The organism is Tritonibacter scottomollicae (assembly GCF_032924845.1).
GTDB lineage: Bacteria > Pseudomonadota > Alphaproteobacteria > Rhodobacterales > Rhodobacteraceae > Epibacterium > Epibacterium scottomollicae.
The window spans coordinates 243,781-262,240 of the sequence record NZ_CP136704.1 but is presented as its reverse complement, the minus strand read 5'-3'; the positions used below and the strand labels follow the sequence as shown (position 1 = coordinate 262,240).

The 18,460-nt window shown below is 60.1% G+C and carries 17 protein-coding genes, 1 tRNA gene and 2 pseudogenes; 6 read left to right on the top strand and 14 right to left on the bottom strand.

Going from position 1 to position 18,460, the window contains the following annotated elements:
* Nucleotides 1–23: 23 nt before the first annotated feature.
* On the bottom strand, nt 24–1,025 hold the full coding sequence (gene dctP, locus R1T40_RS01900) for a TRAP transporter substrate-binding protein DctP (RefSeq protein ID WP_317385679.1): 1,002 nt from the start codon (nt 1,023–1,025) through the stop codon (nt 24–26).
* 277 nt (nt 1,026–1,302) lie between these two features.
* Here dctP and R1T40_RS01895 point away from each other — a divergent pair, with 277 nt between their 5' ends.
* The gene (locus R1T40_RS01895; RefSeq protein ID WP_106163212.1) at nt 1,303–2,271 is read left to right on the top strand and encodes a LysR family transcriptional regulator; all 969 of its coding nucleotides are present in this window, start codon (nt 1,303–1,305) and stop codon (nt 2,269–2,271) included.
* Between the two features lie 16 nt (nt 2,272–2,287).
* On the opposite strand, the gene R1T40_RS01890 is transcribed toward R1T40_RS01895, so the two are convergent.
* Nucleotides 2,288–2,758, bottom strand: a complete 471-nt coding sequence (locus tag R1T40_RS01890) for an Lrp/AsnC family transcriptional regulator (RefSeq protein WP_106163211.1) — start codon at nt 2,756–2,758, stop codon at nt 2,288–2,290.
* Nucleotides 2,759–2,898: 140 nt separating this feature from the next.
* Here R1T40_RS01890 and R1T40_RS01885 point away from each other — a divergent pair, with 140 nt between their 5' ends.
* Nucleotides 2,899–3,939: a zinc-dependent alcohol dehydrogenase family protein gene (locus R1T40_RS01885; protein WP_317385678.1), complete on the top strand. Its 1,041-nt coding sequence runs from the start codon at nt 2,899–2,901 to the stop codon at nt 3,937–3,939.
* 92 nt (nt 3,940–4,031) lie between these two features.
* Here R1T40_RS01885 and R1T40_RS01880 read toward each other — a convergent pair whose 3' ends face one another.
* On the bottom strand, nt 4,032–4,502 hold the full coding sequence (locus R1T40_RS01880) for a nuclear transport factor 2 family protein (protein ID WP_317385677.1): 471 nt from the start codon (nt 4,500–4,502) through the stop codon (nt 4,032–4,034).
* A gap of 296 nt (nt 4,503–4,798) precedes the next feature.
* Here R1T40_RS01880 and R1T40_RS01875 point away from each other — a divergent pair, with 296 nt between their 5' ends.
* Nucleotides 4,799–5,164, top strand: a complete 366-nt coding sequence (locus R1T40_RS01875) for a winged helix-turn-helix transcriptional regulator (protein WP_317385676.1) — start codon at nt 4,799–4,801, stop codon at nt 5,162–5,164.
* Between the two features lie 98 nt (nt 5,165–5,262).
* Here R1T40_RS01875 and R1T40_RS01870 read toward each other — a convergent pair whose 3' ends face one another.
* Nucleotides 5,263–5,487: a DUF1150 family protein gene (locus tag R1T40_RS01870; protein ID WP_106163207.1), complete on the bottom strand. Its 225-nt coding sequence runs from the start codon at nt 5,485–5,487 to the stop codon at nt 5,263–5,265.
* A gap of 3 nt (nt 5,488–5,490) precedes the next feature.
* Nucleotides 5,491–5,904, bottom strand: a complete 414-nt coding sequence (locus tag R1T40_RS01865; RefSeq protein WP_207796902.1) for an Hsp20 family protein — start codon at nt 5,902–5,904, stop codon at nt 5,491–5,493.
* A 195-nt stretch (nt 5,905–6,099) separates the two neighbouring features.
* Between R1T40_RS01865 and R1T40_RS01860 the strand changes: the two genes are divergently transcribed.
* Complete coding sequence (locus R1T40_RS01860) at nt 6,100–6,324, top strand: YdcH family protein (protein WP_106163205.1); 225 nt, start codon at nt 6,100–6,102, stop codon at nt 6,322–6,324.
* Nucleotides 6,325–6,421: 97 nt separating this feature from the next.
* Here R1T40_RS01860 and R1T40_RS01855 read toward each other — a convergent pair whose 3' ends face one another.
* On the bottom strand, nt 6,422–7,612 hold the full coding sequence (locus tag R1T40_RS01855) for a hypothetical protein (RefSeq protein WP_317385675.1): 1,191 nt from the start codon (nt 7,610–7,612) through the stop codon (nt 6,422–6,424).
* Nucleotides 7,613–7,922: 310 nt separating this feature from the next.
* Here R1T40_RS01855 and purE point away from each other — a divergent pair, with 310 nt between their 5' ends.
* Together purE and R1T40_RS01845 are read left to right on the top strand one after the other, a co-directional pair.
* Nucleotides 7,923–8,411 (top strand): 5-(carboxyamino)imidazole ribonucleotide mutase, encoded by a 489-nt coding sequence (gene purE / locus R1T40_RS01850; RefSeq protein WP_106163204.1) that lies wholly within the window; start codon nt 7,923–7,925, stop codon nt 8,409–8,411.
* Nucleotides 8,404–9,501, top strand: coding sequence for a 5-(carboxyamino)imidazole ribonucleotide synthase (locus R1T40_RS01845; protein WP_317385674.1), 1,098 nt, complete (start codon nt 8,404–8,406; stop codon nt 9,499–9,501). The genes purE and R1T40_RS01845 overlap by 8 nt, the downstream gene beginning before the upstream one ends.
* A 184-nt stretch (nt 9,502–9,685) precedes the next feature.
* Here R1T40_RS01845 and R1T40_RS01840 read toward each other — a convergent pair whose 3' ends face one another.
* The 8 genes and pseudogenes from R1T40_RS01840 to R1T40_RS01805 form a co-directional block, all read right to left on the bottom strand.
* Nucleotides 9,686–10,843, bottom strand: coding sequence for an alpha-D-ribose 1-methylphosphonate 5-triphosphate diphosphatase (locus R1T40_RS01840; protein ID WP_317385673.1), 1,158 nt, complete (start codon nt 10,841–10,843; stop codon nt 9,686–9,688).
* A gap of 3 nt (nt 10,844–10,846) precedes the next feature.
* Nucleotides 10,847–11,617, bottom strand: a complete 771-nt coding sequence (locus tag R1T40_RS01835; protein ID WP_317385672.1) for an alpha/beta fold hydrolase — start codon at nt 11,615–11,617, stop codon at nt 10,847–10,849.
* Nucleotides 11,618–11,666: 49 nt separating this feature from the next.
* Nucleotides 11,667–12,521: a DMT family transporter gene (locus R1T40_RS01830; RefSeq protein WP_317385671.1), complete on the bottom strand. Its 855-nt coding sequence runs from the start codon at nt 12,519–12,521 to the stop codon at nt 11,667–11,669.
* A gap of 149 nt (nt 12,522–12,670) precedes the next feature.
* Nucleotides 12,671–12,934, bottom strand: coding sequence for a hypothetical protein (locus R1T40_RS01825; protein ID WP_317385670.1), 264 nt, complete (start codon nt 12,932–12,934; stop codon nt 12,671–12,673).
* Between the two features lie 620 nt (nt 12,935–13,554).
* Nucleotides 13,555–14,163: pseudogene (gene istB / locus R1T40_RS01820) on the bottom strand (IS21-like element helper ATPase IstB); the annotation flags it as partial.
* Nucleotides 14,111–15,339 (bottom strand): annotated as a pseudogene (gene istA / locus R1T40_RS01815) (IS21 family transposase); the annotation flags it as partial. The pseudogenes istB and istA, both read right to left, overlap by 53 nt.
* Nucleotides 15,340–15,737: 398 nt before the next feature.
* Nucleotides 15,738–15,812, bottom strand: a tRNA-Gln gene (locus R1T40_RS01810).
* A gap of 233 nt (nt 15,813–16,045) precedes the next feature.
* On the bottom strand, nt 16,046–17,710 hold the full coding sequence (locus tag R1T40_RS01805; RefSeq protein ID WP_317385669.1) for a tetratricopeptide repeat protein: 1,665 nt from the start codon (nt 17,708–17,710) through the stop codon (nt 16,046–16,048).
* Nucleotides 17,711–18,460 lie beyond the last annotated feature (750 nt).

Sequence of the window (18,460 nt, the reverse complement as noted above, 5' to 3'; positions counted from 1 at the left end):
ACAGCAGTTTGACGTTTAGGAGATCAGTTCGTGGGGGCCATCAACCGGTCGATCACATCCTGACCGACGATCTCTGCGATACCCGGCCAGACGTCCTTGCGCACGGTTTCGGCAATAGCGCTGCGCTCGGCGTCAGAGACCTCAACCACCTCGTAGCCGGTTTCCTTGAGCTTATCGATGTAGCCCGCTTCATTGGCCTTGGCCTCGGCAAAATAGCTCTGTGCGGCCTTGTCAAACGCGGCCTGCACGGCTGCGCGCTGTTCGTCGTTCATCTCTTCCCATGTCTCCATGGAGGCATAATAGGTGGTGTTCTCGACAACCGCGCCGTAGGGGATGAAATACTTGCCCACATCCGAGGTCGCAAAGGCGCTGTAGGCCAGCTGCGCGGTGCAGCAGATCGCGCCATCGACCACGCCGGACTGGATCGCCGGGAAGACCTCTCCCCAGTTCATCGTGGTGGCGTTAAAGCCCATGGCCTCCACGGTGTTCTTGATCACCTGACTGGACCAAACGCGGATGTTGACGCCCTTGTCGCCCACGGTGGTTGCGTTTTCGGGCAGGCTTTCCGCAACCACGCCGATAAACCCTTCGGGTGCGTTAGCCAGCAGCTTCAGCCCCAGCCCTTCAAGCCGTTCGCCGAAGATCTCGTTAAAGGCACTGTCCTTGTTCAGATAGATGTTCTCCATCTCGTCAAAGCTCGACACCAGATAAGGCAAGGAATTGATCTCCAACACCGGATCGCGGTGGGCATAGATCACCGAATGCACCAGATCGACATTGCCGCGCGCGGCATCCTCGAACAGCTCTTCGCCGGAGCCAAGCTGCCCCGCCTCAAACAACGTGACTGAAAGGCCCACATCGGCGCCTTCGATATCCGCTTCGATCTGCTTCAGGATGTCATTGCCGAAGTGTTCAACCGGGACAACACCCGCGAGTTTGAGCCGCATATCGGCAGCCTCCGCCGCACCCAGCGACAGGGTGAAAGCAGCCGCCGTCGCGGCAGTGGTCCATAGTGACTTACGCATGAGAAAAACTCCATTCCCTGTTGTTGTGGCGAAAAGGATCCCGCGAATGGCCCATCTGTCGGCTGAAGCCGCTTCTGACGATGCGCCGGGGATCCCCGCCGATTGACAGGAAAGGTGCGGAGACTGACCGAATAGATCAAATAGATAATTGATAAACTAGACATAGTTACAATCTATGCCATGCTGAGAGCAAAGATGCCTTGATGCACACAGCACGGACAAGATCAATCTATGCCGTTGATTTCAAAACAACTTCCCTCTCGCCACGAGGTCATCCATGATAGCACGCGCTCCACATATTGATCCTGAACGCCTCGCACGGGAAATGAACTGGAACCTTCTGCGCACATTTGTTGTGCTGGCCGAAAGCGGTTCCATCACCGAAGCGGCAGAGCGCCTGCGCTTGAAACAGCCCAGCGTCTCGGTTGCGCTTAAAAAACTGGAAGACCGTCTTGGGCAACGGTTGATTGACCGCTCCCCCGGTCGCTTTGCGCTGACCGAGGCCGGTCAGCTGCTCTATGGCGAGGCGGTGAACATCAACGGCTCCATCCTGCGGTTGGCCACCTTGATGCGCGACGTCACACCGGACATCAGCGGCCATGTGCGGATTGCGGTCGCCAGCCACGTGATCTGCCCGCTGTTCGACGAGGTGATCGGCGATTTCTATGCCGCCCACCCACAGGCCAGCCTGTCGATCGATGTGATCACCAGCATGGATGCCATTGCCGCCGTGGCCGCAAAACGCGTGAGTTTTGCCCTTGCGTTGGTCCGCAACCAGGACCCGAACCTGCGCTATATTCCGATGTATCGCGAGGTCTTCGGCCTGTTTTGCGGCCCGCGCCACCCGCTGTTCGGGCGTGAGGATCTGACGCTGGATGACCTCAAGGGCCACGGGGCGGTGGTGTTTGACAACGACCGCCTGCAGGATGCGCTGCAGGACGTCACCCTGCTGCGCGCGCGGGCCGCTCTTGCGCCGCAAGTGACCGGCGTGTCGGAAAACCTGGAAGAAGTGCGCCGGATGATCATGTCCGGTCTGGGCATCGGTCCCCTGCCCAAACATGTGGTGGCACGAGATCTGCGCGACGGGCTGCTGTGGCAGGTGCCGCCCCTCGAAGATCTGCCCGAGGTCGATGTCTACCTGATCTGGAACCCTGCCACGGTACGCAACCGCGCCGAGGACAAGCTGCTGCAGAGCCTGATTGAACGCCTGGAAACAACGCCCTTCTCAGACCGAACCTACGCCTGAAACTGCGGGCGGGCGATCAGCCAGGCCGGATCGGCAGCCTGTTCGACGACTTCATCTCTCGCAGCGACAGGTTTGAGCGAATGCTCGTCACACCCGGTAGGCGGCGCAGCGTCGTGTCGACAAACACGCTGTAATCGTCGAGGTCGCGCGCCACCACGATCAGCAGGAAATCATCGGCTCCGGTGGTATTGTGACAGGCCAGAATGCTGGGCGTGTTTTCGATGATGCGCTGGAATTCCGCCGTGGCGTCCGGGTCGTGCTCCGAGCAGCTCAACTGCACAAAGGCCATCACCCCGAGCCCCAGCTTCCGCCGATTGAGATTGGCCTGATAGCCCTCGATGATACCGCTTTCCTCAAGACGCTTGAGACGTCGCCAGCAAGGGGTTTCGCTCATCGACAGATGCTCGGCCAGTTTGGCGTTGCTCATGCGGCCATCGGTTTGAAGCAGATCCAGTAGATCTGCGTTCACATTGTCAATTCGATCCATTGAGCAGAATCCCCTCTCAACCGCTGAAATCAGGGCAGATTACCCCATGAAATCCGCCACACCCATCAAGAAAAGCAAGGCCATTTCTTAACTTTGAGGTAGATTGGCCTCAGCGCATCTACTCAAGAAGGATCCCTGCGATGAAAGCCGTCCTGTTCGAGAAATTCAGGCAAGCCCCCAAAGTCGCAACGGTGGCGGACCCGACGCCCGCGCGCCATGGCGTCGTCATCAAGGTTGAGGCCACCGGGGTATGCCGCAGCGATTGGCATGGCTGGATGGGGCATGACAGCGACATCGACCTGCCGCATGTGCCCGGACACGAGCTGGCCGGGGTGATCGAGGCCGTGGGCAAGGACGTCACCAACTGGCACGTCGGAGACCGCGTCACGGTTCCCTTCATCTCCGGTTGCGGATCCTGTTCCGAGTGTCATGCCGGCCATCAACAGGTCTGCCACAATCAGGAACAACCGGGGTTCACCCATTGGGGGTCCTTTGCCCAATATGTCGGCATCCATCAGGCGGACCTGAACCTTGTCGCGCTGCCCGAAAGCATGGACTTCGCCACCGCAGCCAGCCTTGGCTGCCGGTTTGCAACCGCGTTTCGGGCCGTGGTCGATCAGGGCAAGGCCGGGGCCGGACAATGGGTTGCGGTGCACGGATGCGGCGGCGTCGGGCTGTCGGCGGTGATGATCGCCAATGCGGTGGGCGCAAATGTGATCGCCATCGACATAGACGACCAGAAGCTGGCGCTGGCCCGGTCACTTGGGGCCGTGGCAACCGTCAACGGGGCCACCTCTGCCAATGTGGCTGACGCGGTGATCGACATGACGCGCGGCGGGGCACATGTGTCGATGGATGCGCTGGGGCACCCGGTGACCTGCTTCAACTCGATCCAGAACCTGCGCCCAAGAGGGAAGCATATCCAGGTGGGCCTGATGTTGGGCGATCATACCGCGCCGCAGGTGCCCATGGCCAAGGTCATTGGCAACGAACTGGAAATCCTCGGCTCGCACGGCATGCAGGCGCATCGCTATGGCGCGATGCTGGACATGATCCAGTCCGGCAAGCTCGCGCCTGAGCGGCTGATCGGCGATCAGATCAGCCTCGATGAAGCGCCCGCCGCCCTGGTGAACATGGATAAATTTCAATCGATCGGCGCGACGGTCATCACCCGCTTCTGACGCCAGCCGCCCCGGTGAGACCGCAGCATCGCGGCTCGATACTGAGAGCCGGCTGACGGTGCTGCCCCTGCCGGCTCTCGCTGCCTGTCTCGTCAGAACATGGTGTTGTCGTTGGCCGCTTCGCTTGGAACGGCCTGAATCACGTCCCAATGCTCCACAATCATGCCGTCTTCGACCCGAAAGATGTCGACAACCGCCTCGCCGAGATCCGCGCCGCCATTGGTCGACTGCACATGCAGCCAGACAAGATCGCCATCGGTTGCGCTGCGCACGATGCGGGCCTGCGATTCCGGGTTTTCAGCGAAGTACCCGGTAAAGAATGACACAAAGGGTTCTTTGCCATCCGGCACGCCGGGATTGTGCTGAATGTAATCCTCGGCGACGACCGTGGCTGCCTCTTCTGTCTCATGCGCATTGAAGAACTGGTCATAGAACGTGACCACCAGCTTGCGGTTGGCCTCTTCCGCTGCCAGATCCCGCGCTGCATCCTGTGCCATTGCGGAGGCAGGGACGGTGGCAATGGCGAGGGCCATCAGAGTGGATTTGAAGGTATGGATCTGCATGTGGTGCTCCATCATTGTTATCATGCAATAGCGCTACGGCCCGATGCGGCTCTGTGTCCGGGCATCGGCGTAGAGGTCGCGTTTTTCAGGGGAAGGCACGGTCGAAAGCTGGGGTATCAGCCTTTGGGGTGTTCACTATTGGGTTCTCCCACGCGCCGACGACCGGTATGTAGGACAGACCAATTCTCGCCTACACACCGGTAGCTAGGAGCGCCGGGCGGGCCGCACAAGAAGTCACCATATGGTGACTAGGTCACTGCTCAGTGACCTCCCCCAGCTTTCACAGGACCGATCACATGAGCACTGAGCCCTTTACCTTTGACCAACCCTGCCCCATCCGGGATGTCCTTGACCGGATCGGCGATCAATGGAGCCTGCTGGTGCTGGAAGCACTGGCGGAAAAGACGCTGCGGTTCAACGAGCTGATGCGCGAGATCGGGGATGTGTCAAAGCAGATGCTGTCAAAGACACTCAAACGGCTGGAGCAGGATGGGCTCGTTCTGCGCACGCTCTATCCGGAGGTGCCGCCACGGGTAGAATATGCGCTGACTGATCTGGGACGTTCGATAATGGAGCCCTTGGCTGTCCTGATCGAATGGGCGGATGCAAATCACCGCGCAATTGTAGAATCGAGACGCCGGGTGAGCCCTCCACATCACTGATACCAAAAGTAAAAGACCCCGCACCTTTGCTCAAGATGCGGGGTCACGTCTGTCATTTTTAGTGCGCCGTTTGCCCGGCGGGCGTCATCGCAAAAGGGTCAGTGAACCGCTACGGGCGCATAGTCGTGCTGGCGCGCCAGCACAAAGGCCATCTTGCGGTCGGCCACCAGGGCAAGCTGTTCGCCGGCCTCATCATGGACCGCATAAAGCTGTTTGCGTCCGGGCACAGAGGCCTGAACATCCTTGGGCAGATCAGTAACGGCGACCGTCTTCACGTAAACGGTGCGTCCGCCCGTCTCAGCCATCTCTACAGGTGTCTGCATGATTTACCCCTTTTTGATATTGATCGTTTGTACAACTGTCTCGGGTCGTGATCGGGTCAAGTCCACATGAAGCAGGCCGTTTTCCATCACGGCCTCGCCCACCTCTACACCATCGGCCAGCACGAACATGCGCTGGAACTGGCGGGCGGCGATGCCCCGGTGCAAGAAGATCCGCCCATCGGAATCATCACTCTGACGCCCTCGAATCACCAACTGCCGATCCTCGACCGTGATCGCCAGATCAGCTTCGGCGAAACCGGCCACCGCCAAGGTGATCCGGTAGGAGTCGTCCGAAGTTTGTTCGATATTATAAGGGGGATAGCCTTCATTGCCGGATTTGGCAGAACGCTCCAGCAGGCGTTCCAGCTGCTCGAAGCCCAGCATATGCGGGTATGAACCCAAGGTAAGTTTCGACACTGTATTTTCGTCCTTAATTCGAAAGCGACGTTTTCTTCCGGTCCCAATATGGCAACCGATATGTTATAGGATATGGGATGTATCTGCCGTTTCACAAGTCCTAGGTTCGTCTTTCCATGCGCAGTCGCCCCTAGCACTGCGATCACAGAGAGCCTAATGTGGTTATTGTTTCACTGTCCTTAACAAGAGTCGCAAATGAACGAGCGGTCCAATCTGTCGATGGCAACCGAAGACGTCCTCCGGGTGGAGCTTGAAGTCTTTCGCAGGGAGCACAGAGACCTCGATGAGGCCATTCAGGCGCTCGAGGAGAAACCAACAGCTGATCCGCTGACCATCCGCCGCCTCAAGAAGCAGAAGCTGGTGCTGAAGGACAAGATCTCGCTGATCGAAGACCGTCTTCTGCCGGATATCATCGCCTGAGGCCAAGTCCCGACGCCAGGTCCCGGCACACCACAGGCCGTGTCACTGACAGAACTGCCCGGCGGCTTATCCCGAATGACCTGCCGATAGCGCGCGCCTATTCCACGCTCGCACCAAACACCATGATCGCTATGCCCAGCGCCGACAACGCAGCGAACAGGGCCACCCGCCGCCCATCGTCCGCCGCATAGGCGCGGCGGGCTGCCAGCATCGACTGCAGCGCGTAGTAGAAGGCAAAGGCCCGCGAGGCGTATGTGATGATTTCAAACACGCTCATGCCCCATGTCATCGTCAGCCCTGCCCCGGCCAGCAGCGCATAGACCGCGCGGGCTGGAACCCGACCGCCGCTGACTTCTGCGACCAATCCGCCCGCCCCCCCGGTATCAGCCACGGCAGCAGAGAATTGCGCGCTCAGGGCCGCCGCGATCAACAGAATCGGCAAGATCGGGGCCACCAACGCGGTAAAGGCAATGATCGATGTCTCGCTCAGCTCGCCCTGCCCCGGCAGATAGAGAAAGGTCAGAAACAGGATATAGAGCATGTAGATCGCCGATGAGAGCCATTGGGCGTAGCGCATCGACCGGATACGCGTGCCCGCGTCATACTCCGCGCCCATGTAGCGCGAGATCTCGAACCCCTGCACCGTGACCAGCAGGCCAAAGACCAGCGTGACCGCCTGCCATCCCACGATGTCGGGCATGTGCAGGACCAACGCACCTGTCGTCGCCTGCGTGACAAAACGCCAACCCAGCGCGAACAGAAGCCCGGCGATAATGGCCAGCTTCACGCCAACCGAGACCTCCTCCAGACGCTCCAGCGCGCCGAAGCCCCGCGTCCAGCCCACAAGCAGGATCAGCAGGAACACGCCAGAGGTGACCACCCGGCCCTGCTCCGGCCCCAGATCCGTGAGGCTGACGGCAAATGCGCCGAGAAGGTTCAGGTAGTAGGCGACCGAGACGAAGTAGGCAAAAGCCAGAGCCAGCGAGCCGAGCTGTTCCAGCCGCAGATCCAGCTGGTCGCGTATTCCCGTCCCGTCGAGCCATGCGATATTGTAGCGCACGGCAGCGCCATAGGCATAAGCCACCCCGCAGAGTGCGGCCATGACGGCCGGAGCCCAGATGCCGAAGTGCGTGTCGAGGATCGGTCCCAGTACCAGGAACCCGCTGCCGATGATCGACGCCAGCGGGGTCACCGTCGCCCGCCAGATCCGCGCCCCTGCGACCCTGGGCAGCATCAGGACAGCCCCGACAAGCGCGCTGACCAACACAATGGCGGCATTGAGGATCATGGCTGGGTCCCTTCGTCTTCTGCGCGGCATGCCCCGCAAGCGACGGCTTACGCCCATACTTGCTGCAAGATCAACATACCGCGATCTCTGCGTCGCATCAGGTTGGGGTACGCAGATTTCATGCATCAGGTCAGCGCGCACCCCTCAAGGCTGCCGGCTGCGGTTCGATGCAAGGATGCCCCCTCTCAGTGCCCGCCCCGGCGCCCCTGCGACGCCCATCTTGCAGATGCAGCAAATCAGCTGCCGCAGCGCATTGCCATTTCAGGTGATTTCGCTAAGGTGCGCGCTCCTTCCACTGTAGAGGCGAGACATGGCCGACATCAAAGTAGGGATCATCATGGGGAGCCAGTCCGACTGGCCCACGATGAAGGAAGCAGCCAACATCCTGGACGAGCTGGGCGTGGCCTATGAGACACGCATCGTCTCCGCTCACCGCACGCCGGACCGGCTGTGGGACTACGGCAAGACCGCCGCTGACCGCGGGCTGCATGTGATCATCGCCGGCGCCGGCGGCGCTGCGCATTTGCCGGGCATGATGGCCTCCAAGACCCGTGTGCCGGTGGTTGGCGTGCCAGTGCAGACGCGCGCGCTCTCTGGTGTCGACAGCCTCTATTCCATTGTGCAGATGCCCAAGGGCTTTCCAGTGGCAACCATGGCGATCGGCGCTGCCGGGGCCGCCAATGCGGGCCTGATGGCCGCCGGAATACTCGCCACCGGCGATGCCGCCCTTGCCGCCCGGCTCGATGCCTGGCGCGACGCCCTTGCCGCTTCCATTCCCGAGGAGCCTACCGATGACTGATCTCGACCAAATCCTCGAACCCGGCGCCGTAATCGGCATTCTCGGCGGCGGCCAGCTGGGCCGCATGCTGTCGGTTGCGGCCTCCCGCCTTGGCTTCACCACCCATATCTTTGAGCCCTCTGCCAATCCGCCCGCAGGCCATGTGGCGGACAAGGTGACCACCGCCGGCTACGAGGACGAGGCCGCCCTGCGCGCCTTTGCCGAGACCGTCGATGTGATCACCTACGAGTTTGAGAACATTCCCACCTCTGCCCTCGACATCCTAGAGGCGCTGAAACCCATCCGACCGAACCGCGAGGCGCTGCGAGTCTCGCAGGACCGGCTGACAGAAAAGACCTTCCTGCAGGATCTCGGGCTGGCCACCGCGCCCTTTGCCGAAGTGAATGATGCCGCCGATTTGGAGGTGGCACTGGAGCAGGTCGGCACGCCGTCGATCCTGAAGACCCGCCGCTTCGGCTATGACGGCAAGGGCCAGATGCGCATCATCGACCTGAGCGAAGCCCCTGCGGCGCTGGCCGCCATGCAGGGTGCCCCGGCGGTGCTGGAAGGGTTCGTGCCGTTCAGCCATGAGGTCTCAGTGATCGCCGCGCGCAGCCTCAATGGCAAGGTGGCCTGTTATGACCCGGGCGAGAATGTGCACTTGGAGGGCGTTCTGAGCACCACCACGGTGCCTGCAAACCTCAACACCAACCAGAGCATGGATGCGGTGTTGATGGCGGGCAAGATCCTGAACGCACTGGATTATGTCGGCGTGCTGGGCGTGGAGATTTTTGTGACAGGTCACGGGCTGGTGGTGAATGAAATCGCACCGCGGGTGCATAACTCCGGCCACTGGACCCAGGAAGGCTGCACGATAGACCAGTTCGAGCAGCACATCCGCGCCATCACCGGGTGGACCATCGGCAATGGCGCGCGCTATGCGGATGTCGTGATGGAGAACCTGATCGGTGAGGATGTGGAACGCATCGCCGACCTCGCCCGCGATCCAGATTGCGCGCTCCATCTCTATGGCAAGGCCGAGGTCAAGCCGGGCCGAAAGATGGGTCATTTCAATCGCGTCAACCATACCGAAGGTCGCGAAGGTTACTGACACCCGCGCCACATGTGTCATTCGGGCCCAAGGCCCGGATGACCGCGCCGCAAGGAGGGCCCATCGGGCCTGACGCGCGGCGCTCCCCCGCCCGCCGCAGGCGAAAGCGGTGTGGCAGGAATGGGGGCTCTGCCCCCAAACCCCCGAGGTATTTCAGAAAAGATGAAGCAAACCCCGGCTCACCTCAGCCGAGGAAACGGGCCGCGATGGCGCCGCTCATATAGCTGACACGACCGCCAGACAGGGTGGCCGCGACCTGATCGGCCTCATTCAGGATCACTAGGTCCGCACGCTTTCCAGCCGAGAGCACGCCGCGATCCGAAAGTCCGAGCACATGGGCAGGTCCGCTTGCCAGCAACGCCCATGCCTGTTCCAGGGCCAACACACCGGTTTTTGCGAGCATCAACGCCGCACGCCGCGGGCTGGGATAGTGGTAGTCGGAGGCCAGCGCGTCACAGAGCCCCATGGCGATCAACTCGATCGCCGACGCATTGCCCTTGTGGCTGCCACCGCGCACCACATTTGGCGCGCCGAGAATGATGTGATCGCCTGAGGTACGCGCGGCCTCGGCCGCTTCTGCCGTTTCGGGAAACTCCGAGATCCTTGCGCCACGCGCCCGCCAGCAACCACGATCTGCCTCTGTCTGATCGTCATGACTGCCGAGGCGCACCCCCTGCGCACGCAGAGTGTCACAGAGCGCATCCAGCGCAGCGGGCACCTCGGCGCGGCGGGCGTGTAGCTCAAGCAGCATTTCAAAGTGTTTTTCCGGGTTCCGCCCGGCTTTCAGCGCCTGCCCGGTCAGCCGTGGCGGCTTCTTGCCCTCGGCCAGTCGATCATGCGGCAGGTGATCGTTGAACACCACGTAAGGCACACCCCAGTCGGCGATGCGCGCCGGAAGGTCGGAGTAGGCATCGAGTTGGTGGATTTCAAATCGCAGCTGCGGGATCAGGTCGGTGACCAGCTGATCGGCCACCTCGGCGAGGCCGGCAAAAACCTGCGCGGCAAAGTCCGGGCCACGCAGCCCGCCCTCCCAGGAGAAAAACTGCGCCAGCACGCCGGTGGTGATGCCATTGGCTGCCAGCTCCGCTTCGGTGGCGCGGATCCCCTCGCCCATCTGCTTCATCGCGCCCCGGCGCGGGGCGACATGGCGCTCGAACCCGTCGCCGTGCAGATCGATGATGCCGGGCAGAATGCGATAGCCTGTGAGATCGACCTCGCGCGCGTCCGATATGTCCTGCACCAGCCCCTCGGCGAGGCTCAAGACACCGCGGCGCTCCAGCCCGGTGTCATGCAACACGTCTGCGCCCACCAGCCGCAGCGCCACCGTTCCATCCGTCCCCATGTCCTAGTCCACTCCGTTCAGACCACCATCCCAGTCCCGGCCCAATACCCCATCAAGCCACCCAAGCGAAGGCTCAAAGCGACCCGTCTCCAGGAACTGCACCACCTGCGCGATCACACGCGGATTGTTCATCATGTAGGTATGCGTCACCGGCAGGATCAACTGGGATGCCATCCCCTCCACCCGCGTACTGGCGACAGACACCTTGCCATCGTCATCGCCCGGAAGAATGCTCGAGAACACCGGGTTCAGGGACTGATTGCCGGCAATCACACCCACCGGGTAGTCGACTGGCGGCAGACGTCTGGGCAGGCTGTCAGGCCCGGTGCCGAGTTCCTGCCCCGCCGGTCCGTGCAGCAGATCAAAAACCGCCCAATCTCCCATTTCGTCCACCAGTTCGCTGCCCTGGTTTGGCGGCGCGAGCATGACCACGCGCCCCAATGTGACGGGGCGCGTGTGCGACAGCCAGTGGCGCACAAGAATGCCGCCCATGGAGTGGGTCACAAGATGTACGGGGGTCTGGGTGCAGGCGTCAAAGGCGCGCGGCAATAGCGCATCCGCCAGCCGCTCCACCGTGTGCTCGGTCGAGGGGTAGCCTGGGCGCACCACCTCATAGCCACGCTGGCTCAGCGCTTCCTCCATAAGCAAAAAGGAGGTTTCCGTGCGCGCCAGACCATGCAGGAGGATGACGCAGCCCTTTTGCGTCTCCGCCTCCTGCGCGCGGGCAGAGAGTGCCGAGAGGATCAAGATCAGGATGAAATGTATACGAAGCATAGATCAGCACATAAGCCCTGCACCGGCTTCGTGGAAGCCCTCAGTCTGTTCAGCGCAGGGGGCTCTTGCGCGGAGCACAGAGGGTCACCACCGCGATGCCCCCCAGCACGACAAGCGCGCCAAGGGTCAACCGCGCGCCTATGGGCTCTCCCAGAATTACCGCGCCTGCCAGAATGGCGATGACCGGCACGCTCAGCTGGACCGTGGCGGCCACCGGACCCGGAATCTGGGGCAGCACCCGGTACCATAGCGCATAGCCCATCCCGGAGGTCACCGCACCTGAGATCACCGCCAGAAGGCATCCGAATGCCGTGACCACAGTGCCGCCGCCGAGAAACCACAGGGCCGGCAGGATCATTCCCGTCGCCAGCAAAAAATTCACCGCACTGGCTGCCAATGGCGACGACGCGCCCCGGCCCAGCAGGCTGTAGATCCCCCAGCCAAGCCCCCCGGCCCCCATGCAGACAACTGCCCAGAGCGGCGCCCGCACGTCACCGCCGGGCCAGACCACATAGGCCAGCCCCGCAAGTGCGATCACGGCGCCGATGATCTGCAGGCCCGCCACAGGCTGGCGTCGCGCAATCCCCCAACCGAACATCGACACCTGCACCACGCCGAACAGGATCAGCGCCCCAAGCCCTGCATCCAAGGCGGCATATGCCACGGAAAAGCCAATCATATAGAGTGTAAGGGCTGCGCCGCCCGCAATCGAGCGCCAGCGATCCTCGGCCGGGCGCTGGCCTTGCACCGCGCACATCAGCCACAGCGCCGCCGCTCCGGATGCCAGACGCAGCAATCCAAACCCGGTTGCATCCATATACTCCGACCCGATCGCCCAGCGACCCAGGATGGAATTTGCGGCAAAGGCGATCATGACAAGGCATGTAAGGGCAAACAGCCGCATCTGCGGGATCCTTTCGATGTCCCAAACGGACAGGGCCAGACAACAGCCTCGCCCCATTACGTCAAGGTAAAGACGCATGCGGCGGGGTCACTATCTCTGCACCACATTGTGTCCCCTGCCAGACACCGTGATGCCCGGCAGGGGTGCGCTCAGTAAAGAGGGGGTGGATACCAGTGCGGCGGCTCGACGCGCTCATATCCACTGGGCAAGCCGATATCGTTGCGGATATGGTCGCTCAGGCCCGCCCCCAGCGTACCGGCCGGCGGCGCGCGACGCAGCGCGACCAGCCGCAAGGCCAACCCCATCCGGCGCATCAGGCTGAGAGACCGGAAATGCTCCTCTACAACGAGGCGGGCAAGCGCCGGGCTGGCACTTGGGTTCGGGGACATCAAGTCAGGTCCAATCGGTGTCATGTTGTATTCCACCCAATACGGGCGGTCCTTTGATCAATAAGTTGATGGTTGGACAGACCCCGTCCCCGAATGCGCCGAAACACAGCGGATACAGCCAGGCCATCGCAATCAAAGGCGCGAAATCGCGACCATGGTTGCAGAAGAATGGGCATCAAACACGGCCAAGTTGGCGTGAGACATGCGGTCTGTCATGAAGTGGAAATTGCGTTCAGCTCAAGCAAGCCGAATATCGAACAGCACCTGCGTTAGCAGAGTGTCTGTGGGCCCCGCGCGAGGGCGCCAGCAAATGAGCCAGCGATCCGTCCGGCGATGAGGCGCAACTGTATGCGTACAATGGTCACGTCGTGCCTCCTTCTACCTTGGCTTGAACACATTGTGTTGCTAGCATGCCGGTTCAGCCCGCGCGTAGCCCTAAATTGTCCCAACACAATCAGATGTGGCGAATGAGACACATTGAGCCCTGTGCAGAGCCGCGCGAGTGGAACCTCGCATACGGCCGCAAATCCCAGCACAAAACGCCCCCCGCATCACGTGTCGGCCTGCAACGTTTTTGATTGTCACTGAGAACTGACCCGGTATTTTCACCGAGATTTGACCCACCCTCAGTTATGCATCGTGGTTTATGACGCGGTCAATGTTTTGGCCTCCTTTCGTTTTTTCGTTGCAGCCTCAGCGCTGGCCTTGAAGCGGTAGCTATCGTTTCCGGTTTCGAGGATGTGGCAGCGGTGTGTCAGCCTATCGAGGAGCGCGGTTGTCATTTTTGCATCCCCGAAGACCTGCGCCCATTCTGAGAAGCTGAGGTTTGTGGTGATGATGACGCTGGTGCGCTCGTAGAGCTTGCTGAGCAGATGGAAGAGCAGCGCCCCGCCAGATGAACTGAACGGCAGGTAGCCGAGTTCGTCCAAGATGACCAAGTCGACCTTCGTCAGCATCTCAGCGAGTTTGCCTGCCTTTCCGAGCGCCTTCTCCTGCTCCAGCGCGTTGACCAATTCCACGGTCTAGAAGAAGCGCACCTTACGCCGGTGATGTTCGATGGCTTGGACGCCGATTGCCGTGGCTGTGTGGCTCTTGCCCGTTCCGGGGCCGCCGATCAAAACGACATTTTCGGCCGCTTCGATAAACTCGCATCGGTGTAGCTGGCGCACTGTCGCTTCGTTGATCTCACTTGATGCAAAATCGAAGCCCGTCAGGTCCTTGTATGCGGGGAAGCGGGCGACCTTCGTGTGGTAGGTAGCGTTGGATAACAGCGAGATAGTGGCGCCAGTCATAGATGACTTTGCCGGGCTTGCGATGAGACCGCTCGATGATCCGCGCATGCTTGCAAACCGTTTGCCCTTCAGCGACCACGACCAACCGTTCGGGATAGACATGCAAAATGACACGGCGGTTCGCAAAGCTGGCGGGCACACTGTAGCGGTTGCGTTCGAATGTGATCAGGCATGTGGGTGACACGCGCTTGCTGTGTTCGATGAAGCCATCAAAGGCGGGCGGCAGCGCCATCAGCACCGGCTTCTCAGCCTCCCACGCATCAGCGATGGACCCTGGTAGGGCCTTGTGTGGTGTCTCATCCCAAAGCGCGATGCAGCGATCTTCGAGCCACTGGTTCAGTTCTTCCAAATCGGCAAAGACCGGCATGACCTGCCACATACGGTTGCGCGCATCTTGCACGTTCTTCTCGACCTGGCCTTTCTCCCAACCCGCAGCGGGATTGCAAAACTCAGGCTCAAAGACATAGTGGCTGGCCATAGCTTTGAAGCGCGCATTGATATCGCGCTGTTTGCCTTTGCCAACGCGGTCTACGGCCGTCTTCATATTGTCGTAGATCCCCGGCCAGGCACCCCACCAAAAACACGGAATGCATGCCAGTGCGCATCAAACAGCATCTCGTGCGTTTGAAGCGGGTATGCCCGGACCAGAAACGCCCGGCTATGCGATAGCTTGATATGGGCAACCTGAAGCTTGACGGGCTCGCCGCCGATAGTGGCCCAATCCTCGCTCCAATCGAACTGGAAGGCTTCACCGGGCTGGAACACCAAAGGCACGTAGGTGCCGCGCCCCGTTGTCTGTTCCGCTCGATGGCGATCGTCACGCCATGCCCGGGCAAAAGCCGCGACGCGCTCATAGGAGCCATCATATCCCAGCTTTACCAGATCAGCATGCATTTGCTTCACTGTCCGCCGCTCTTTGCGTGACTTCCGCGTCTGGATCAAAAGCCAAGCGGACAACCGATCCGTATATGGGTCCAATTTGCTTGGACGCTTGGGCGTCTTGAACTTCGGCTCAACCGCGCCTTCGCGCAGATACTTCTTGATAGTATTCCGAAACAAACCCGTCCGCCGGGCGATCTCGCGTATCGGCATTTTGTCACGCAATGCCCAGCGTCTGATGACACTCAAAAATCCCATGTCGATCACTCCAAATCCCCCCAACCAAAACCGTCGGGGAAGTGTGTTCACATCGGTCAATTCTCAGTGACAATTTATGGGGCTACCGGGTCAGTTCTCAGTGACAATCAACAGCCTCGGCATTTAGACATAGGAGACCGAGGAGATAACTTCAGAGATGAACTGGAGCGGCGGGCGAACGGGGTGGACTGGAGGCTGCTATAGCCTGAGGCCATGCCCAAATCCCGACCGAAAAACAGCTAACCCGCCTCTCCCGCATCTCGGGAGGGGCAACCCACGCCACCCGTATAACGTTATAGCGGGTGCTTCGGGGGTGCTCAAACCAGCTGGGGCACTAAACGGGGGTATTCCGGTCACCGGGTCTCGGCAACGGTCTTGCTGCGATGTTCAGGAGTTGGTGGCTGGGATGGTAGGATTCGAACCTACGGTACACTGTACCAAAAACAGTTGCCTTACCACTTGGCTACATCCCAACACTGTCTGTGTGGGGCCTTCTAATGAGAGTTTCGGAGGGCTGCAAGTGGTTTTTCACAAAAAAGTCCCGACGCGCGAAATTTCATCAAATTTCTGAAATAAAACAGCGTACTATCCGAGGGCAAACGACCCGAACCTCACTGCGCCCGAGAGCGCTCCGCACATAAGAAAGAGAGCCCGTAGGCTCCCCCCAAATTGCAGTGGCTGGTTCTGGCATCCACCCGAGACTGAACTACTCCGGTACACCCGCCTCGCGCAACGCGCTGGCCCAATCCGGCCCAGACGGCGTAAAGGCGGCGGCGTGTTCCTGCATGTAACGGGACAGACTGAAATCCGGGGTCACCCGCATCAGAGACTCGACAACATCGCGGGCTTCGTCGCCCCGCCCCGACATCTGCAGCGCAATGGCCTTCGTGCGCAACGTCGAGGGATAACTGTCATTTTCCTGCAGAGACTGATCCGCCAACTCGATCGCCCGATCGTAGTCCCGCGCAGCCAGGCTCACCGAGGCGGCCAGCGAGTTAAAGTAGTAGCGCTGCGGCCCCAGTGGAGTCAGCTTGCGCGCCGCCTCGGTGAGGCGCATGCCCTCGTCGGGATGGTTTTGCATCGCCCGCGTCGCCCCTTTCAGCAAGAGCGCCAGCGCCTCATTTGGATTGTCCTGCAACGCCTTGTCGTAAGAATACTGCGCGCTGTCGAACTCGAACGTCAGGTAGCTGGAGATCATCCCCTTCAACGTATGTGCAAGGGAAAATGCCGGATCTTGCGCCAGGGCGGCGTTGGCAAGGTTTTCCGCCATCAACGTCCTTTTCCTACGATCCGCGGACAGCCCCTTCTGCACGCGCATGACCTGCCAGATCCCGGCCCAGGTCAGCACCACAGGATGGTGCATTTCACGCTCCATCAGCGTATCGAGGATTTCGTTGGACTTCTCAAACTGATCGACATGTTTGCTCTGCATCATCACGATCGACGCCATCAGCAGCGTGTGATTTGCCAGATTGGAGAGCGGGCGGAAGCTGACCAGGCGCACGGCCTCGCCCACAACGGTTTGTCCGATCTGGCTGGTGGCGTCGCGCAGCGGGCCGCTCTGCCCCATCAAAAGATCGGAGAGCGTGCCGCGAAACTCACGCGACCAGATCACCTTTTCCCGATGCGAGTCATGCAGGTCAATCTGGGCAATAAAATCATGTCCGTTGATAAATACCGACCCGGACACCAGATAACTCACCCCCGCAACGGAGGACACTTCGGCCGGTCGCACATCATCGAGGCTGAATTGCCGCGATGCCATGTAAGACGTTACAGAGAAGGCTTGGCTCCGCGACAGTTGTCTCGACAACTCCTCAGACAGGATTGCACCAAGCGGCGCGGTTGACCCACCGGGCGAGCGCTGAACAAAGGGCAACACAGCGATCGAGGGCAACAACTCATCCAGAACCACGCGGCTACGATCCCTCGGCGCCCAGGGCGGATCAAGCGGTGCCGGCGCGGCACTGGCGGTTTGCGAACGCATTTCCGAGAGCCATTCGGCAAACACATGTTCATGCGGCAGCTCGAAGCCTTCCATGAATGCGCCGCGCGTGGTGTCCGCCTCGATTTCGATCATACGGAGATCCAAGGTGACGCGCTCTCTGTTTGCCATCAATGCAGATGACGCCGAGGGGCCGATATGCTTTCGCAAGGTCGATAAGGCAGTGCGCAAACTTGCCTTGGCCTGCTCCGGCTGGGCAAAACTCCACAGGGTGTGTTCAAGGAAGGCTCGGGTCCGCACCCCTTCCTCGGCGGTAATCAAAAGCGCCAGCAGCGCCTGATGCTTCGCGCCCAGCTGAATAGGCTCGCCATCAGGTTTATAAACACCAAATGCTCCGTACTGACGCACCTTCAACACTAAATCCATCGAATACCCTCACCATACAAGTTAACCATGCCACCACCTCAAAAACGCAAAAAAAATCTTGTGGCAACAACTTCACTCCCACCATTAAAGCAGCAAAACGCGGAATCAACAAACAAAAAAATCCAACAAACAAACCCAAGCAACTTCAACGCATTAAGGAATGATTAATGATGCATTTTGAATGTTAACAAAACAATCAAAAGCAACCATAGGTAGTTTTTAAAATTCAAACCTTGCAATACTCAAAAAATTAACATTGGGCGTTAAGTGCTTGCAAAACATGTCATTCGACATGCTAATGACAGTTTAAGCTTCCTACGCGAACAAACGCGCCAAATTAACCAATACTAACATGAGTAGCCTCAGGCCCGCCAATGCGCCGAAGCGCCAAACCAGGATAGCGCAGCAGATCATTGCATTGATGCTCAAGACGTACGCGTTGGCGCAGGATTTTGGTGTCGTTCCCCATAGCCAAGACCAAAGCAATGACAGAATCGCTCCTCGATGACCGCCGCACGGCAAATCACATGGCGGCTTTTGTGCACAAGCACTGGGGCGACCGCATGACGCACAACCAAGGCGGTATATTGCAGCACAGCCCCAAGACCCCGCAAACAATGAGGAATTGGCTCTTGCGAGCACCACAGCATTGACGCGCCCTACGCCTCTGTCGATGTTAATTGATCCAAAGATGATCGGGGCAACCCTCTGAAAACCTATATTATCGCCACTCTAATTCAGAGATATTGC

What these genes read in the sequence shown, in the direction of transcription:
- dctP (WP_317385679.1), bottom strand. Translation starts at nt 1,025, where the DNA reads ATGCGTAAGTCACTATGGACCACTGCCGCGACGGCGGCTGCTTTCACC.
- R1T40_RS01895 (WP_106163212.1), top strand. Translation starts at nt 1,303, where the DNA reads ATGATAGCACGCGCTCCACATATTGATCCTGAACGCCTCGCACGGGAA.
- R1T40_RS01890 (WP_106163211.1), bottom strand. Translation starts at nt 2,758, where the DNA reads ATGGATCGAATTGACAATGTGAACGCAGATCTACTGGATCTGCTTCAA.
- R1T40_RS01885 (WP_317385678.1), top strand. Translation starts at nt 2,899, where the DNA reads ATGAAAGCCGTCCTGTTCGAGAAATTCAGGCAAGCCCCCAAAGTCGCA.
- R1T40_RS01880 (WP_317385677.1), bottom strand. Translation starts at nt 4,502, where the DNA reads ATGCAGATCCATACCTTCAAATCCACTCTGATGGCCCTCGCCATTGCC.
- R1T40_RS01875 (WP_317385676.1), top strand. Translation starts at nt 4,799, where the DNA reads ATGAGCACTGAGCCCTTTACCTTTGACCAACCCTGCCCCATCCGGGAT.
- R1T40_RS01870 (WP_106163207.1), bottom strand. Translation starts at nt 5,487, where the DNA reads ATGCAGACACCTGTAGAGATGGCTGAGACGGGCGGACGCACCGTTTAC.
- R1T40_RS01860 (WP_106163205.1), top strand. Translation starts at nt 6,100, where the DNA reads ATGAACGAGCGGTCCAATCTGTCGATGGCAACCGAAGACGTCCTCCGG.
- R1T40_RS01855 (WP_317385675.1), bottom strand. Translation starts at nt 7,612, where the DNA reads ATGATCCTCAATGCCGCCATTGTGTTGGTCAGCGCGCTTGTCGGGGCT.
- purE (WP_106163204.1), top strand. Translation starts at nt 7,923, where the DNA reads ATGGCCGACATCAAAGTAGGGATCATCATGGGGAGCCAGTCCGACTGG.
- R1T40_RS01845 (WP_317385674.1), top strand. Translation starts at nt 8,404, where the DNA reads ATGACTGATCTCGACCAAATCCTCGAACCCGGCGCCGTAATCGGCATT.
- R1T40_RS01840 (WP_317385673.1), bottom strand. Translation starts at nt 10,843, where the DNA reads ATGGGGACGGATGGAACGGTGGCGCTGCGGCTGGTGGGCGCAGACGTG.
- R1T40_RS01835 (WP_317385672.1), bottom strand. Translation starts at nt 11,617, where the DNA reads ATGCTTCGTATACATTTCATCCTGATCTTGATCCTCTCGGCACTCTCT.
- R1T40_RS01830 (WP_317385671.1), bottom strand. Translation starts at nt 12,521, where the DNA reads ATGCGGCTGTTTGCCCTTACATGCCTTGTCATGATCGCCTTTGCCGCA.
- R1T40_RS01825 (WP_317385670.1), bottom strand. Translation starts at nt 12,934, where the DNA reads ATGACACCGATTGGACCTGACTTGATGTCCCCGAACCCAAGTGCCAGC.
- R1T40_RS01805 (WP_317385669.1), bottom strand. Translation starts at nt 17,710, where the DNA reads ATGGATTTAGTGTTGAAGGTGCGTCAGTACGGAGCATTTGGTGTTTAT.